Genomic DNA, 15,801 nt, shown 5'->3' with positions numbered 1-15,801 from the left:
ACTAGAGAGTAATTAACAATTCGATTATAATTAACAGATTAACATTCAAAATCAACATTAGATATTTTTAATCCAAAAATATCAATTTTGTAATGGGGAAAATTCTTGGAATTATTGGTGGAGGCCAATTAGGGATGATGATAGCTGAAGCTGCCAAAAAAATGCCCAGTGAAATATCTAAAATCATTGTTTTAGATCCTACTGAAAATTGTCCTGCAGCACAAGTTGGTGCATCTCAAATAGTTGCAGATTTTAAAGATAGAGATGCAATTATAGAATTATCTAAAAAATCAGACATCATCACATATGAAATTGAATCTGGAGATAGTGATGTTTTAAAATATGTCGAAAAAAATGCAGAAATTAATCCTTCGCCTGAAACTTTAAGAATAATTCAAGATAAATATCTGCAAAAAACTTTTTTGAAAGAAAATAATATGCCTGTTCCTGATTTTGCAAAAATTGAAAATATTGATGATGTAAAAAATATTTTGAAAGAATATGGATATCCTGCATTACTTAAAGCCCGAAGAGATGCATATGATGGCAGAGGAAATTACAAAATTGACTCAGAAGAAGATATTCGAAAAGCATATGATTATTTCCAAGGACAGAAATTACTATTAGAAAAATTTGTCCCATTTAAAATGGAAGTATCAGTAATTGCTGCTAGAAATACAAAAGGACAAATCAAAACATATCCTTTAGTTGAAAATATTCATGAAGAAAATATTCTTCGTCAAACAATAGCTCCTGCCAGAGTTTCAGAAAAAGTAACCAAAAAGGCAGAAATCATTGCTGAAAAGACAATGACTGTTTTGAAAGGAGCAGGTATTTTTGGCATAGAGATGTTTGTAACTCAAGATGATTCAATTGTAATTAATGAGATTGCACCACGAGTTCATAATTCTGGACATCACTCATTACAATCTAGTGAAACTTCACAATTTGAACAACATCTCAGAGCAATTTTGGGATTAGAATTAGGAAGTACCAAATTAATCCACAATACTATCATGTACAACATTTTAGGTTCAAAAGATTTCCAAGGAGAATACAAACCCCTTGAGATTTCAGAAGAGAATTTATTTTTGAAAATGTACGGAAAAAAAGTTTCAAAGCCTCTAAGAAAACTAGGACATTTTAACTTAGTTGGAAGTAAGGGTGAATCTATTAATCAATTAATTGAAAAACTAGAGAGTCTTAAAGCAAAGGCAGCAGTACAGCCAATCTGATTAAGTTTATTAATTGTGTTAAAAAAATTTCTTTATGGCTCTAACTGCTTCATTAATCCTTGCAGGAATTGCAATTGGATTACTAGTCCTTTATGCAGCAGATGTAGCCGTTGCAATGTCTTCAGATAGTGATCATGGATTTTTACCCCTTGATCATATGCAAAGAGGTATGGGTCTAGGCGCACCTGCATTGATATTGCCAATAATTGCATTTTTCATTTCTAGAAAAGAGCCATCAAAAGGATTAGGAATTATGATAATTATTTCGGGTATTTTGATCATTGTCGGTGGAATTGTAGTTTTAGTAAATCCTGCCCCTGCTGCTGAGTCTTCAGATAGAGATCCAATGGCATCTATGGCAATGATGTTTGTTCCAGCAGCAATTCAATTAGCTTTAGGCGGCATTAAAATAACAAAATCTTAAACGAAACATTATGCCAACTTGTGCAAAATGTGAAAATGATGTGAACAAAGTTTATGATTGTGATCATACCGACTATTTAGATTACTGCAAAGAATGCTATACCGAGTTACATTACAATATCACCGAAGAAGGAAAAACATATGAGTAAATTATCCAAATTCCCATATTGTCCTGATTGTTACACTGAATTGCATTACTATGTAAATGAACCCCTTGAGTTATCAGAAAATTCTGAATCTATTGAGGACCAATAAGATATGCTAACAGATAAAGAAATTGCAATTTATGCTCTAGGAAAAACAGAAGGAGTTCACTCTATAGCTGAAACTTTAGGAAAAGGCTTAGATGATGAAAAATACATAGAGTCTTGGAACAAAACTATGAAACTATTGGGTATTGAAATGCCTTTAAAAGATCTTGAAAAAATATACAATGAATTTGCAAAAAAAATGGAAGAATTAGTAGAGGCTGAAAACATAAAACCCAAACAATCTGACAAGAAACAATGAAAGCAATAATTTTAGCTGGCGGTAGGGGAAAAAGATTACGACCAATCACAGATTATGTCCCAAAACCCCTAGTACCAATTAACAACATCCCAATAATTGAATGGCAACTAAGATATCTTAAAAAATTTGGAATTAATGAAGTCATAATTTGTACTGGATATAAACAAGAAATGATTGAAAATTATCTTGATACAAAAAAAATAGGAATCAAAATCAATTATTCAATTGAAAAATCACCCTTGGGAACTGGTGGTGCAATCAAAAAAGCTGCAAAATCAATCAAGGATAAAACTTTCTTGGTTCTAAACGGCGACACCATCACCAATATCGATTTGAAAAAATTATCAAAAACAGATAACTCAATAGCTGCAGTAGAATTGAGAACAAAGTTTGGAATTTTAGAAACCGACGAAGATAAAATTACTAAATTCAAAGAAAAAAAAGAAATTTCTGATTTATGGATGAATGCAGGAATATATCATTTACAAACAAAAATGATCAAGGATTTACCAATAAAGGGCGACATAGAAAAAACAGTGTTTCCCGATTATGCTAAAAAAGGCAAACTTCATCTTGTAAAATTCAAAGATGTAAAATGGTATTCTGTAGATTCATTCAAAGATATGGAAGAATGTTCTTTGGAAGTAGAGAAAATAATAAAATAATTAAAATGTCTATGCGCCTGTTCGATGAAGAGTAACCATACAATATGCAATCTCTTCCACAAATCGTTCATCTTTGCTAACGGATGCATATTTTGTTGCATTTTCCCAAAAGGATGGTTTTTCATCTGATTTTTCTGAGAATATTTGTTCGCTCAATAATTATTGTTATCCTATGATCTGATAATCTTCCGCCTCAACCAAAATTCACCTATTGCTAAAACAGATACACTAGAATATCCAAAAATTTTACTAGTTTCATGCGACTAGCATGTAGTTTAGGGTCTCTATTATCCATAAATGAGGTATTACGATGCTCAGAAATCATTTCAAAGACTCATACTGACACAATTTGGGTGCCTGAAACATGGGGGATGGAAAATTTTGCCATGTTGGGGGCAGTATCATCTAAAACAAATTCACAAAAAATAGGCTCATCCATCATCAATATCTATTCTAGAAGCCCATCAACTATTGCTATGGGTGCTTCCACTGTGGATACGCTATCTAAAGGAAGATTGGTTTTAGGTTTGGGTACAAGTAGCATTCCGATTGTAGAGTCATTTCATGGAAATAAATTTGAAAAACCAGTTCAAAGAATGAAAGAGTATGTAGAAATTATAAGGTTGGCTCTGTCTGGAAAACAAATCAATTATGATGGAGAAATTTTCAAGTTGAATAATTTCACATTATTAATCAAACCCATAAGAAATGAAATTCCAATTTATGTTGCTGCAATAAATAAAAAAATGGTTGAATTAGCATGGGAAATTGGAAATGGAGTAATTTTTTATCTTCGTCCAATAAACGAAATGAAAGAAACAATTTCAAAAATGCAATCAAAGAAAAAAATTGATGTTACCTGTCAGTTAATTACATGCGTATCAGAAAATTCCGAAGAAGCAATTGAAAGAGCAAAAAAAACCATAGCATTTTACATTTCGGTAGGAGAAATATATAGAAAATTTTTAGCAAGTAATGGATTCGAATCAGAAACAACAAATATTTTTGAAGAGTTTAAAAAATCAGATTTTAAATCAAATCATGAATTAGTTTCAGAAAAAATGTTAAGTTCATTAGCAGTATGTGGTAATCCCAATGATTGTAAAAAGCAGTTGAATAATTTTATTAATGCAGGAATTGATCAACCTATTTTACAATTTAATCCAATTGGGAACACAGAAAAATCTTTTGGATTATTCAAGAAAACATTTTTGGAGTAATGATATGAACAAGGTAGGAATTGCAGGTTATGGAATCACTCCGTTTACAAAAGAGGATAACAAAATTGAAAAAGTATTGTTAGATTCGGCAAAGGAGATTTTCAAAAATAACGACAAAATTCATCAAAATGAAATTGATGCAGTTTTAGTATCTACAAATAACAATTCAAAATATCTTTCTCCAATATTGTGTGAATTAGCAGGAATACAGCCCAAAATATCACACAGTATAGAAAGTCTATGCAATTCAGGCACAAATTCAATCGTGTCAGCATACTCATACATTGCCTCAGGTCTTGCAGATTTAGTTCTAATTTCAGGTGCAGAAAGATATGATAGTCCAGGTCAAATCCTCCAATGGGACAATTCTAGAGGAGAATTCAAACATCCTATTTTTTGGGCCTCAATTTTTGCAAAATCTTACAAACGAGAATACTCCATTTCTGATGAAGATCTAGCAGTTGTATCTGTTAAAAACCATAAACATGCCCAAGAAAACCCAAATGCATTATCCAAGAAAACATATTCAATTAAAGATGTTTTAGAATCAAAAAAATTAACAGATGATTTACGATTGCTTGATTGTTCACGACCATGTACTGGTAGTGCATCAATCATTTTAGCTTCTGAAGAAAAAATGAAAAAAATATCAGAAGAACCTGTTTGGATATCAGGCATAGGTCAAAAAACAATTTCAGCTGGATTTACAAAAAACATTTCATTAAGTTCTATGGAATCATCAAAACATGCAAGTCAAGATGCATTTAGAATGGCACAAAAAGAAAATAAGGATGTGGATGTTTTAGAAATACACGATGCATTTTCTGTTTGTGAACCAATGGCATTAGAATCTCTTGGATTTTCAAAAGAAGGAAAAGGAATGGATATGATCAGTGAGTCATATGAAACAAACAATTTTAAAATAAATCCTAGAGGCGGTTTAATTGGCTCAGGTCATCCTCTTGGTGCTACAGGTATTGCACAAACAATAGAAATCACTCAACAACTTCAATCAAATGCATTGAAAAGACAAGTAGATAATGCTAGTGTAGGTCTAGTCCACAACATGTCTGCTGCTGCAACTTCTTCAACAGTATTGGTTTTAGAAAAATGATTTTTGAAGATACATTACAAAAAGGAGAATTTTGTATTCCCGAATGTGATAATTGTCAAAAAATAGTATGGCCGCCATCGGAAATTTGCAGTAATTGTTTTGGAAATGTTCATCTAAAAAAAGGGGATTTTATGGGTAAAATTATCGAATTTTCACGCGAAGGTGAGCAATTTTTTTGCATGGTAGAGTTCGAAAAATCAATTAGAATTATGGCACATATTTTATCTGTTCCAGAAATTGGTCAAAGGGTAAAAATTTCAAACTGTGGAATTAAGAATGGAAATTATTTCTTTGAAGTTAGTTAAATTTTGTGAATATGTAAGGTGTTTCAACATCTTGATCAAAAGTCCAAATACTTGGTAAAGAAACAGTATCAATTACATTTAGATCATGCTTTTCAATCAATGTACTCCACCCTCCATTACCTAGATTTCCAGATAGTTGTCTTTTGGTATTTGTTCCTGCAAATACTATTGATGTCTCATCTCGTAAATTGGATATGGAGTTAATTTTGTCAATTATGCTGGTTGCCAAAACATCTCCTCCCATTTGAGCTAACCCTCCTATGAAAAATATCGGTTTTTTCAAATTCAATTTTGAATAATCAAATTCCAAGGCATCTGTGCAAATTGGATCAAAGTTTTCATTTGTTGATATAGAAATTGTATTTTGAAGATCTACTAACACATCATCAATTTCAATACTATGTGACTTCATTCCTAGTACAGTTCCACAATATGCAATTCTACCATCACCAGAACCAATATCTACCAACTCTGAATACCCCAAGTTTTTTGCTATGAACGCCATTACATATGAAGAGAGAATCCACGTAGGGTAAAACGGCTGACAACTAGAGCCATGTTTGATACTGTTCAACCAATATTCGTTGATATCTCCCTCGTAAACAGTACAAGAAATACCCTCAATTTCATCAACATAATTATTAAAATAGATTGGATTTTTCAAGGCAAAATTATGAAGTGATTCCAAGAATTCTTTTCGAATCTTAAATTTTTCTGAAATCTTAGTAGGAATAACTTCTTGAATATGGGCGTTACCAGAATAATTTTTTGCAAAACTTTGTTTAACTAAAATCAGATTTTTTACAAAATCTTCTAGCATAAATCCAATATGAAAGTCGGGTTTGATAAACTCATTGTATACTATGTTTTTTAGAGGTCAAAAATGCAATTTCCTGTTCAATTTTTTTTAATTTAGATATAGTATTTTTTTGCAATTTTTGAATTTTTATTTTTTCATTTGTAGTAGGTTCCATCATCATTTCAAAATCCAAATGTTTAAGCATGTTTAGATTAACGTCTCTTTGTTCCAAAAGCTTCTCAATCACAATATCTTCTGAATACATATTCTACAGTATTTTTTATAGATTTTAAAAGATTCAGTACTGAATATGACTTATCTCTAAGATTTGTTTGAGTTATTATGTAATTACCTGCTTTTCTATACTAAAAAGGAGCAACATCATGATATTGAAACAAAAAATTTCTACATTAACTATTACTAGACAGATAAAAAATCAAAAAGAAACATCAAATAATCAAAAAGCAGCTAGAACTAGAAGACAAAGAGGATATCAATGGGAGGATACTATTGTTAAACGATTTAAAACTACACAAGACTGGAAGGCATTTAGATTAGGATCGCCAAGTATTGCATTACCTGATGTTTTAGCTGTAAATACAAAAAATAGTACAATTTTTACAATTGAAGCAAAATCAGGCACCAGTACTTCATTACCAGTTCCTGCTGATCAGATTGAACGATGTTTAGATTGGATTAAGACATTTGACATTTACAAAAAACGAAATGTTCTCTTGGCATTCAAATTCCTATCAAAAAAACGAGTAGATATTGGAAAATATGAGAGTAGAGAATTACGCGAATATTTCAAAATATGGGATGAATCTCTAGAAATTACTGATTGTGTGTGTAATTATGATGGCAAGTTTTTTGCAAAATCCGAGGGCAAAAGAAAAGAGATTTTTCTTAAAGAATGCAAAATGCCATTTAAAACAAAACAAAGAACTAGTGCCTAAGACTATTTTACTCTCAAATCGTTTTTAAGTATAAGATGTCAAGTAGGTGTATGTCAGAAGAAAAGATCAACAATGATTCATCTGATAAAATTACTGAATCATTACTAGAAACAGTATCTGATGCAGAAGTAAATTCAAGAATTAGTTTTGAAGAATTTACTGATGAGAGGGTGTTGATTAGTCATGATGCATTTGGAAAAAAGCAGATGAAAATCAAAGTGTTAGAGGTTTCAGATGAAAACCCAGTACTCAAATGGAAGTTTGGGGATCGTGTTAAAGTTACAAAAATTTTAGTCACAATTAAACATCTTACAACACAGCAGGTGGAAGAAGCAGAATTTGATATCGAAGCAATTGAAAGAGAATTAGCTGAAAAAAGACATTATACATCCACTAATAGATGGATTCCTGCAGAAGACATCAAAAATGGTTATGTTGTAGGTTCGAAACATACCAGATTAATTAGTGATGCTTCAGCACTAGACTATATTGTATTTTAATAATAAATTACGTTCTGTTGATAATTTTTTAGCTGAAAACATTATAAACAAAAGAATTTGAAAAAGCAATATGAGTTCAAAAGAATTTGATGTTAATGGTACAGATTACAAAATAGTGCTTACAGAACAAGTAATTGGCCATGTAAATAACCTCAAAAATCTTTACAATGCAGCATATGAAGATCCTGAAAGCTTTGAGGATGTTAGTTCTGAAATTTCTACAACTATCAATGAAATTGCGAGCACCGTTGAACCAGAAGCAGAAGATAGTGATTTAGATGGAATTATTCAAGAAATTATAAAGGCTGTAGATAATAAAGCAGAAGAAATCAAAAAAGAGTTAGAAGGCAAACCCACAAAAAAACAAAAATCTAAAAAATAATCTCATTTTGACCTTAAACTCATAAAAAATTGGGGGATAAATTATATTCTAAATACATTAATCATAATCATGTCAAAAAGTTGTGAATGTGGTATTTGTGGTCATCATAAGGAATCAGAATGTTTAGAAAAAGAGTGCAAATGTTGTTTAAATTTTCATGAAAGATCTGGACCTAAACGAAAATAATATTTGTAAATTAAGAGTTCTTAAAACAACTGCATTTTTTTGACATATGTCTGTTACACCCAAACAATTTATGATCACGACATCCACACAATATGCATTTTTTTTCTTCAGTCATAATTTGTCTATTATCTCCTTTATAGAATCAATCATTTTTTTATCTTCCAGAGATTCAATTATTTTTAAACGCATATTTTTAATTCTATGAATATCATTAGAGTATAAAGGAGCCATGGTTTCTATTTCTTTTTCAAAGAAAAAATTATCTAAATAATGATTAAACTTTGATTTTAAATTTTTAAAATCAGATACTGTGATTTTATACTCATCGATATTGTTTGTAGAAACCTTGAGAAAGCCATTGATTTTTAGCATTTCTTTTCTAATTAGATCAAGATCTCCTGGATTGTCTTTAATTTCTTTTAATGTTTGGTAGGAGTCAATTATTTGAATAAGAATTTTCTTAAGATGGTCATTGTAAGAAACCATGAGGATGTTTGAATCGCATCTAATCTATAGTTTAGCAAAAATAGCTTAACTTTAACAATTTTTACAGGATTTCCTTTAAATTATCACCCAATAATTGAAATTACGATGCAAGGTGATGCTTATCTCAAATGTATTGATCCCCAATGTGGATTAGAATACCCTATAGATAACACCAATGTGCAATGTGAAAAAGGGCATCTTTTAGATGTAAAATACAAAAAAACACCTTCAACAACACTAAAAGAAATTTTTTACAAACGAAGGAATTCTGAAGGAAGTATTTTCAATGAAAGTGGAGTATGGCGTTTTAGAGATTTGTTAAATTTTTGTCAAATAGATACAGAAAACATGGAAGAATGTTCAAAATATCTTGTTTCTCTTGATGGTTCTGAAGGCAGACAATCAAAACCATATCATATGTCAAAAGCTGCAAATTTTATTGGAATTTCAAATGATAATTTATGGTTGCAGCCTGAAGGATACAATCCTAGTGGTTCATTCAAGGATAATGGGATGGCAACAGCTGTTACACATGCAAAAATGGTAGGTGCAAAAAAAATTGTTTGTGCATCTACAGGTAATACCTCAGCATCAGCAGGAATGTTTGCTGCAAATGAAGGAATCAACTGTGATGTGTATATTCCTGCAGGTCAAATTGCTCCAGGAAAACTCAGTCAAGCATATCAATTTGGTGCACAGATTGTGGAAGTAGATGGAAATTTTGATGATGCGTTAAAACAATCATTGGATGACGCGCAAAATCATGACGGATATACAGTAAATTCAGTAAATCCATTTAGAATCGAAGGTCAAAAAACAATTCCTTTTAGAGCATTAGAATATTTGAATTGGGAAGTACCTGATTGGATTGTTTATCCTGGAGGAGCATTAGGTAATACATCTAGTTGTGGTAAGGCGTTAATGGAATTGTATGAATGGGGATGGATAAAAAAAATTCCAAGAATTGCAGTAATTAATTCGGAAGGAGCAAGCACATTATCTGATTTGTATAATGGAAAATTTGAAGGAGAAGAGCTTAGATGGAATAAAGGAAAACCAAATACAGAACTTATCTCAAAATATTATGAATATTTAGATAATGAAGGGTTAAGACCAAAAACAAAAGCTACTGCAATTCAGATTGGTAGACCTGCAAATATTTTGAAAGGATTACGAGCATTAGAATTTACAAATGGTGTAGCAACCACAGTTTCAGATTCAGAAATGTTAGATGGCATGTCTGTCGTAGGTCTTAATGGGTTTGATTGTGAAATGGCATCAGGGGCATCTGTGATAGGTATTAAAAAATTAATGAATGAAGAAATTATTAAAAAAGACGACATAGTAGTAGGTATTCTCACTGGAAGACAAAAAGATGCCATGATTCCTGTAGACTATCATAGAAATCCAGAAAATAGGTTTGCAAAACCTCCTAAAAATTAGCCTTAGTTCTAGACAAGTTTTTTCAGAAATATACTAAGAGTTAAATCCAAGTTTCATAAAATCAGTATAACCAAAAGATGGTGTATAATAAATAAATGAGTAACAAACATGGTTATTCTAATTTGATTTTCTGGAGGATTTCATGGTAGAACTCTGGATGGAGCTTGCTGCATTAGCAGGATTAATTGGGTTATCTGGATTTTTTAGTGGATTGGAAGTTGCACTAGTTGGAACTACTCAAGCTACAGTTGAACGTTTAGTTAAAGAAAAACGAAGAGGTTCTAAAGCACTCTACAAGTTAAAATCAAATCCTGGATGGATGATGTCTGCAGTAAACCTAGGCAATAATTTAGTAAACATTGGTTCATCAGCACTGGCAACTGTAGTTGCAATAAAAATTTTCGGGGATAGCGGATTAGGTATTGCAGTGGGAATTATGACCTTTTTAATTATTATTTTTGGGGAAGTGACTCCAAAAACTTATTGTAATGCTAATGCCTCAAAAGTAGCATTAAGATCTAGTGGCATATTGCTCTTCTTTAGTTATGCTACTTTTCCAGTAGTTTGGATTTTAGAAAAAATTACACGCGGAATGATAAAAATTACGGGAAGTGATTATCATCCACCTGCACTAACCGAGAAAGAAATCAGAGGCATAATAGATCAAGGGTTTAAAGATGATGCATTAGAAAAAACAGAACGAGATTTAGTTCATGGTGCATTAAACTTTGATGATACAGTAATCAGAGCAGTTATGACTCCCAGAACAAAGATGTTTGTACTGCCAGCAAACATGTTAATTTTTGATGCATTACCATTAATCAACCAAAGCTCACATTCCAGATTTCCAATTTATGGAAAAACAAATGATGACATTGTAGGATTCATTCACGTACGTGATGTTTTAAGAGTGTTAGAAGACGAAAATAAAATGATGACATTAAAACAAATTTCTAGAGACCCCGTGTTTGCATCTCAAGAAAAAATGGTAAGTGCTTTATTAAAAGAAATGAAGGGTAGAAAAACACACATGGCAATAGTTATTGATGAACATGGAGGGGTAGAAGGACTAGTTACATTAGAAGATCTTATCGAAGAAATTGTGGGAGAAATAGAGGATGAAACAGATGCAGAAAAGAAAGCAAAATTTCATGTTGTGGATAAAAATACCATAATAACAAGTGGAGATGTAGAAATTGATAAAATTAACGAGATATTCAAAACAGAAATTCCTCAAGGAGATGATTTTTCAACATTAAATGGATTACTGCATCACAAATTACAAGACATTCCACATGAGGGAGATAAAGTAGAAGTTAATCATCTTAAAATCATCGTTCAAAAAGTTGTTAAAAATTTACCTGTAGAAGTTCGTATAGAAAAAATTAATGAAAAAAGCTAATTGTTTTTAAAATGTTCTTCTAACATTTTTTTCTTTTCTTTCATGTGAAAAATAGATTCAGTATGAGCAAATGCATCTTGATATGAACGTTCAAAAAGCATTGCTTGCATCAACATATGGTTTTCAGGAATCACAATTCCAGTTTGATCATCAGAATACATCATTTGTACAGTGTCACCTATAGATGTAGTCATATTTGCATGAATGTGAATCATATTCGTATCTGTAAAGTTAAAGTCCATAGTTTGAGCATAATCTCTTACATCCTTAGTACCTTTTGCAGTCCATAATGTTGCAACTCCAAACTCATTTGTGAATATATCGTGAATAATAGATGGTTTAGGCGCAACATTTTTGAATCTAATATCCATAATATGCAAATGCATTTGACGAGTAGGTACCTTGATTGCTCTAACATATAGAGGAGCATCTTTTCCAAAATAGAGTTTGACGTCATCACCGTGATGAGGTTTTTCAGTCATTTCAATTGTGTCGGATAATTTTTTTTCTGTTTGTTCTATGTCTGCCCATCTTCTAACTAAAGTTACATCAAATCTGACTAGCTGTTCACTAAATTTATCACGTAGTGGTTCTAGAATACGTCCCATACCAGTAACATTACAACTACCCTGCATAACATGAAATTTTCCTAATGCTTGATCATAATTGGCTCTAGAATTGAACAATAAATCAGAAACAGCTTCAGAACCCATAGTAGATTCCCCGCCTTGATAAATTGCAGGAATATTTTTTGGTTCGTATAGATTTTTTTTATTTTTAAACCCATGTCCACCAGGGGAAGCATCAATTACTAAATCAGATTTATCTAATGCCGATTCAATTGTACCAGATATTTTATAACTTGAAAAAGAATCAATCTTTGATTCAGGAACATACACATCAAGACCTTTAGAAATTGCTTCTTCTACTTTTTTATCAGGAGAATATTTTCCAACACCTACAACTACTATTTCAGGATCATCTTTGAGGAATGAAACAATTCTACTCCCAATAGAACCATATCCATTGACAAATATTTGCTTCATGAAATTGATTTTATTTACCCATTTATTTACATTAGTTTGAAAATACACATACTAGATAATTATAAATCTAAAAAGGTATGAATTGTCAAAGATGTTCTAAAAAGAAGAAAGAGTATGAAGTTTGGAATAATAAAATAGTTATATCTGCTACATATGATTCAGAATTTCAAAATCATGACGAAATCCGTAAAATGGATGATAAATCAATAATTTGTCATGACTGTATTCAAGCAATAAAAGATGAAGTAAATCAAGGAGAAAAATAATTAAAAATATCAATACTCTTAAGTTAATTCCAAATAATTAATTCTATGATAAAATCACTTGGGGATTATAACAAAGAAAAATCCTCATCATCAGATTTGAATAATATACAATGGACTCAAAAAAATACACAGAATTTTAAAAAATCAAAGAAAAAAAGTAAAAAGAAGATCTCACCAACAAACAACATATCTAAAAAAGAAAATGAAAAAATAGAACATAGTACTGAAAGAAAATTTAAAGTTGAAAAAGATATTTCAAATAATAAACCTAAAAATAAAATACAAAATAAAAAATTCCAAAAAGCATCTGCGTCAAATTGTAAAATTGAACGTGGTTTTAGAAGACCTGGCAGATAAATCAAAAACACACCAACATGCTTAAGTTCATTATTTGTAGTTACACATTATGAATAAAGAAAAATTCTTTACATGTAAAAACTGCGGTACAGAATTTCCATCAAAAGAAGTAAGACTATATTGCAAAGTTTGTAAATCAAATTTAGATAATAGTGGAAATTTGCCTAAAATGTAGAAGGTAAAAAAATCATAAAAATGTCTGTGAAGATAATTTTCAATCAGTTATCCTAGCATTATAACTTTTTAATTAAAGAATTCATACAACAAATATGGGATTTTTTACAAATATGAAAAAATCCATCCAATCTGAAAAAAAGAAAAAAGCTTCAGAAATAAATGGAAAACACCTTAAAGAATTGTTAAAAAAATTCAAAGAGGAAAGAGACAGAGTAGAAAAAGAAACAGGAATTAGACCTCAAATTGATCAAAATACAGAAATGTTTATGCAAAAAGTTCTAAACGTATGGATAAACGAAGGTCGGAATATAGATGAAGAAAAATTTTGGCAGGAAGTAGATCACAACAGGCAATTTACTCATCCAGTTGAATTTTATGAAATAAACAGAGAATGATTTGTTTCTCAAATAACATTTGCATTTTTTGCAAAAAAAATAGACTGAAAGGAAAACTTTCATGACGATCTCACATATAATCACAAATTAGGCATTTACAATTACAAAATTGGATAAAAAGATCATCGTTACAAAGCTAAAAAATGCTATTGAGCAATCACTAGGAGATGATGGAAGAAATCAATATTTGTTAAAAAGACTAAATCAAAATAAAGAGATTATAAATTCAGATAGACGATATTTAGAAAAAATTTTAGATTTTGAAATAACCAATGTGGATTTTGAGCAACCAAAAACCCATAATCTGTTATCTAAAAACGATAAATCTGTTTTTTTAAATCCAAATATGATAAAATGTACCAAATGTAAAACAGATATCAATCTCGATGAAAAATCATCTAGATATCAGAATAAATGGTATCATGCAAATTGTATTGATGTCGTTATACAAAATTCAAAGCCTACAATACCAACGGCATCTCATAAAAAATCGAAACCAGATCCGGTCCAAATAGGATTAACAGTAACAATCGTGGCGTTTCTTGTAGCTAGTGTATATTTCATTTTAGGACCACTTAGCATGATAGCAATGGGTATTGGAGGAGTCCTTACACTGTATCATGTATTAGGTTCTACAGGCAAATTATATTCTAAAAATAAACCAGGGCAAAAGGCTCCATCGATATTTTTAATGTTCCTTCTAGGATCTCCATTTCTCATAGGTACAATGATAGCTTATGAAGGATATACACTGTTAGAATCTCCAGTAAGGATAATTTTACTATGGGCATTAACCATATCATTTTGGTCTGTTATGTTATTTGTCCCAATGGCAGTTGTAAGCAAATATAGAGAAGACATGCAAGAAAATGTAAAAACATTTCCTAAAGTTTCAGTAGTCATACCTGCATATAATGAAGAGAAAGTAATTGCAAACACCATAGAAGGTTTACTAGAAACAAAATACCCCAATAAAGAAATAATTTTTGTAGATGATGGGAGTAAAGATGCAACATTATCAATCGCATCTAGATATAAAGATAAAATCAGAGTGCTGCATAAAGAAAACGGAGGAAAGGCTACTGCATTAAATTATGGAATGGTTTATGCCAAGGGTGAAATAATTGTGATTGTTGATGCAGATACAATTATTGGAAGAAACGCACTAAAAGAAATTGTAAAAGGATTTGAAGTTAATGAACATGTAGCTGCTGTTGCAGGAAACATAAAAGTAAGGAATAGAAAAAATTGGATAACTATATGCCAAGCACTAGAATACATTACAGGAATTCAAATTATTCGTAGAGCATTTGACATATTTGGTTCAATCACCATAGTTCCAGGAGCACTAGGAGCTTTTAGAAAATCTTTTTTGACTGAAGCAGGAGCATATGGAAAAGACACCATCGTAGAAGATTTTGATCAAACTATTAAACTACTAAAAGCAGGCCTCATCACCCAAGGAAGTAGTAAAGCAACAGCATATACAGAAGCCCCTAACACTTTGAAAGATTTTGTGGCGCAGAGAAAACGGTGGTATAGAGGCAATATTCAAGTTTTAAAACGTCATTCAGATGCACTGACAAACCCAAGATTCGGATATTTGCAAAGGCTGTCATTACCTTATCTATTTTTAGGCATGGTTGTAACCCCTATTATCGGATTTATTGCTACTGCAAATGCAATATTGGGAGTTATTATGGGAGATGGTTTGTACATCCTCCAAATTTCTGCAATATTCATAGTAGTGCACTATCTTATGACTGCATTAGCATTAAGAATAGATAAAGAAGATCCAAAATTGTTGTGGTATGCAATATTTTTGGTTTTTGGATTCAAACAAATAGTAGATTTCCTGTTGTTGAAAGCAATTATAGAACAATTAAGAAACAAGAAAGCTATTTGGACTAGTGCAAAGAGAGTAGGAATATAGA

At 31.1% G+C, this 15,801-nt stretch carries 22 protein-coding genes and 1 pseudogene; 18 read left to right on the top strand and 5 right to left on the bottom strand.

What is annotated here, in order from left to right; all coding sequences use genetic code 11:
• The first annotated feature begins 92 nt into the window (after positions 1 to 92).
• The 4 genes from K5781_RS00595 to K5781_RS00580 all read left to right on the top strand — a co-directional run bounded on the left by K5781_RS00595 (position 93) and on the right by K5781_RS00580 (position 2,833).
• A complete protein-coding gene (locus K5781_RS00595; RefSeq protein WP_297439707.1) occupies positions 93 to 1,235 on the top strand; it encodes a 5-(carboxyamino)imidazole ribonucleotide synthase in 1,143 nt (380 codons plus the stop codon).
• A gap of 34 nt (positions 1,236 to 1,269) precedes the next feature.
• On the top strand, positions 1,270 to 1,659 hold the full coding sequence (locus K5781_RS00590) for a hypothetical protein (protein WP_297439705.1): 390 nt from the start codon (positions 1,270 to 1,272) through the stop codon (positions 1,657 to 1,659).
• A 257-nt stretch (positions 1,660 to 1,916) separates the two neighbouring features.
• Complete coding sequence (locus tag K5781_RS00585; protein ID WP_297439704.1) at positions 1,917 to 2,168, top strand: hypothetical protein; 252 nt, start codon at positions 1,917 to 1,919, stop codon at positions 2,166 to 2,168.
• Positions 2,165 to 2,833, top strand: coding sequence for a nucleotidyltransferase family protein (locus K5781_RS00580; RefSeq protein WP_297439703.1), 669 nt, complete (start codon positions 2,165 to 2,167; stop codon positions 2,831 to 2,833). Before K5781_RS00585 ends, K5781_RS00580 begins: the two co-directional genes overlap by 4 nt.
• Positions 2,834 to 2,842: 9 nt before the next feature.
• On the opposite strand, the gene K5781_RS00575 is transcribed toward K5781_RS00580, so the two are convergent.
• Positions 2,843 to 2,989 carry a hypothetical protein gene (locus K5781_RS00575; RefSeq protein WP_297439702.1) on the bottom strand — a complete coding sequence of 49 codons (147 nt, stop codon included), beginning with the start codon at positions 2,987 to 2,989 and terminating at the stop codon, positions 2,843 to 2,845.
• Positions 2,990 to 3,090: 101 nt separating this feature from the next.
• Here K5781_RS00575 and K5781_RS00570 point away from each other — a divergent pair, with 101 nt between their 5' ends.
• From K5781_RS00570 to K5781_RS00560, 4 genes and pseudogenes are all read left to right on the top strand, one after another.
• On the top strand, positions 3,091 to 4,053 hold the full coding sequence (locus tag K5781_RS00570; RefSeq protein ID WP_297439701.1) for an LLM class flavin-dependent oxidoreductase: 963 nt from the start codon (positions 3,091 to 3,093) through the stop codon (positions 4,051 to 4,053).
• Positions 4,054 to 4,057: 4 nt separating this feature from the next.
• Entirely contained in the window at positions 4,058 to 5,167 is a 1,110-nt protein-coding gene (locus tag K5781_RS00565; protein WP_297439700.1) for a thiolase family protein, read from the top strand.
• A pseudogene (locus K5781_RS10130) lies at positions 5,164 to 5,262 on the top strand (hypothetical protein); the annotation flags it as partial. The gene K5781_RS00565 and the pseudogene K5781_RS10130, both read left to right, overlap by 4 nt.
• Positions 5,263 to 5,346: 84 nt before the next feature.
• On the top strand, positions 5,347 to 5,472 hold the full coding sequence (locus K5781_RS00560) for a hypothetical protein (protein WP_297439698.1): 126 nt from the start codon (positions 5,347 to 5,349) through the stop codon (positions 5,470 to 5,472).
• Here K5781_RS00560 and K5781_RS00555 read toward each other — a convergent pair.
• Both K5781_RS00555 and K5781_RS00550 read right to left on the bottom strand, forming a co-directional pair.
• Entirely contained in the window at positions 5,465 to 6,292 is an 828-nt protein-coding gene (locus tag K5781_RS00555) for a hypothetical protein (RefSeq protein ID WP_297439697.1), read from the bottom strand. The genes K5781_RS00560 and K5781_RS00555 overlap by 8 nt on opposite strands.
• Positions 6,293 to 6,323: 31 nt before the next feature.
• On the bottom strand, positions 6,324 to 6,536 hold the full coding sequence (locus tag K5781_RS00550; protein ID WP_297439696.1) for a hypothetical protein: 213 nt from the start codon (positions 6,534 to 6,536) through the stop codon (positions 6,324 to 6,326).
• Between the two features lie 118 nt (positions 6,537 to 6,654).
• Between K5781_RS00550 and K5781_RS00545 the strand changes: the two genes are divergently transcribed.
• The 3 genes from K5781_RS00545 to K5781_RS00535 all read left to right on the top strand — a co-directional run bounded on the left by K5781_RS00545 (position 6,655) and on the right by K5781_RS00535 (position 8,109).
• Positions 6,655 to 7,227: a resolvase gene (locus tag K5781_RS00545; RefSeq protein ID WP_297439695.1), complete on the top strand. Its 573-nt coding sequence runs from the start codon at positions 6,655 to 6,657 to the stop codon at positions 7,225 to 7,227.
• A gap of 50 nt (positions 7,228 to 7,277) precedes the next feature.
• Positions 7,278 to 7,727 (top strand): hypothetical protein, encoded by a 450-nt coding sequence (locus K5781_RS00540; RefSeq protein WP_297439694.1) that lies wholly within the window; start codon positions 7,278 to 7,280, stop codon positions 7,725 to 7,727.
• Positions 7,728 to 7,797: 70 nt separating this feature from the next.
• A complete protein-coding gene (locus K5781_RS00535) occupies positions 7,798 to 8,109 on the top strand; it encodes a hypothetical protein (protein ID WP_297439693.1) in 312 nt (103 codons plus the stop codon).
• Between the two features lie 297 nt (positions 8,110 to 8,406).
• Here the strand turns inward: K5781_RS00535 and K5781_RS00530 are convergent, their stop codons facing one another.
• Positions 8,407 to 8,781 (bottom strand): hypothetical protein, encoded by a 375-nt coding sequence (locus K5781_RS00530; protein ID WP_297439692.1) that lies wholly within the window; start codon positions 8,779 to 8,781, stop codon positions 8,407 to 8,409.
• Between the two features lie 105 nt (positions 8,782 to 8,886).
• Here K5781_RS00530 and K5781_RS00525 point away from each other — a divergent pair, with 105 nt between their 5' ends.
• Entirely contained in the window at positions 8,887 to 10,224 is a 1,338-nt protein-coding gene (locus tag K5781_RS00525) for a threonine synthase (protein WP_297439690.1), read from the top strand.
• A gap of 142 nt (positions 10,225 to 10,366) precedes the next feature.
• A complete protein-coding gene (locus K5781_RS00520; protein ID WP_297439689.1) occupies positions 10,367 to 11,626 on the top strand; it encodes a hemolysin family protein in 1,260 nt (419 codons plus the stop codon).
• On the opposite strand, the gene K5781_RS00515 is transcribed toward K5781_RS00520, so the two are convergent.
• Positions 11,623 to 12,672: a type II glyceraldehyde-3-phosphate dehydrogenase gene (locus tag K5781_RS00515; RefSeq protein WP_297439688.1), complete on the bottom strand. Its 1,050-nt coding sequence runs from the start codon at positions 12,670 to 12,672 to the stop codon at positions 11,623 to 11,625. The genes K5781_RS00520 and K5781_RS00515 overlap by 4 nt on opposite strands.
• A 77-nt stretch (positions 12,673 to 12,749) precedes the next feature.
• On the opposite strand from K5781_RS00515, the gene K5781_RS00510 reads away from it, so the two are divergent.
• From K5781_RS00510 to K5781_RS00490, 5 genes are all read left to right on the top strand, one after another.
• Positions 12,750 to 12,938 (top strand): hypothetical protein, encoded by a 189-nt coding sequence (locus K5781_RS00510; protein WP_297439687.1) that lies wholly within the window; start codon positions 12,750 to 12,752, stop codon positions 12,936 to 12,938.
• Positions 12,939 to 12,983: 45 nt separating this feature from the next.
• Positions 12,984 to 13,295, top strand: coding sequence for a hypothetical protein (locus K5781_RS00505; RefSeq protein ID WP_297439686.1), 312 nt, complete (start codon positions 12,984 to 12,986; stop codon positions 13,293 to 13,295).
• A gap of 49 nt (positions 13,296 to 13,344) precedes the next feature.
• Positions 13,345 to 13,470, top strand: a complete 126-nt coding sequence (locus K5781_RS00500) for a hypothetical protein (RefSeq protein ID WP_297439685.1) — start codon at positions 13,345 to 13,347, stop codon at positions 13,468 to 13,470.
• Positions 13,471 to 13,564: 94 nt separating this feature from the next.
• On the top strand, positions 13,565 to 13,867 hold the full coding sequence (locus tag K5781_RS00495; protein WP_297439683.1) for a hypothetical protein: 303 nt from the start codon (positions 13,565 to 13,567) through the stop codon (positions 13,865 to 13,867).
• A gap of 109 nt (positions 13,868 to 13,976) precedes the next feature.
• A complete protein-coding gene (locus K5781_RS00490; RefSeq protein WP_297439682.1) occupies positions 13,977 to 15,800 on the top strand; it encodes a glycosyltransferase in 1,824 nt (607 codons plus the stop codon).
• Position 15,801: the final 1 nt, after the last annotated feature.

Origin of the sequence: Nitrosopumilus sp. (assembly GCF_025699255.1) — an archaeon.
GTDB lineage: Archaea > Thermoproteota > Nitrososphaeria > Nitrososphaerales > Nitrosopumilaceae > Nitrosopumilus.
This window is presented reverse-complemented; position numbering and strand designations above follow the sequence as displayed.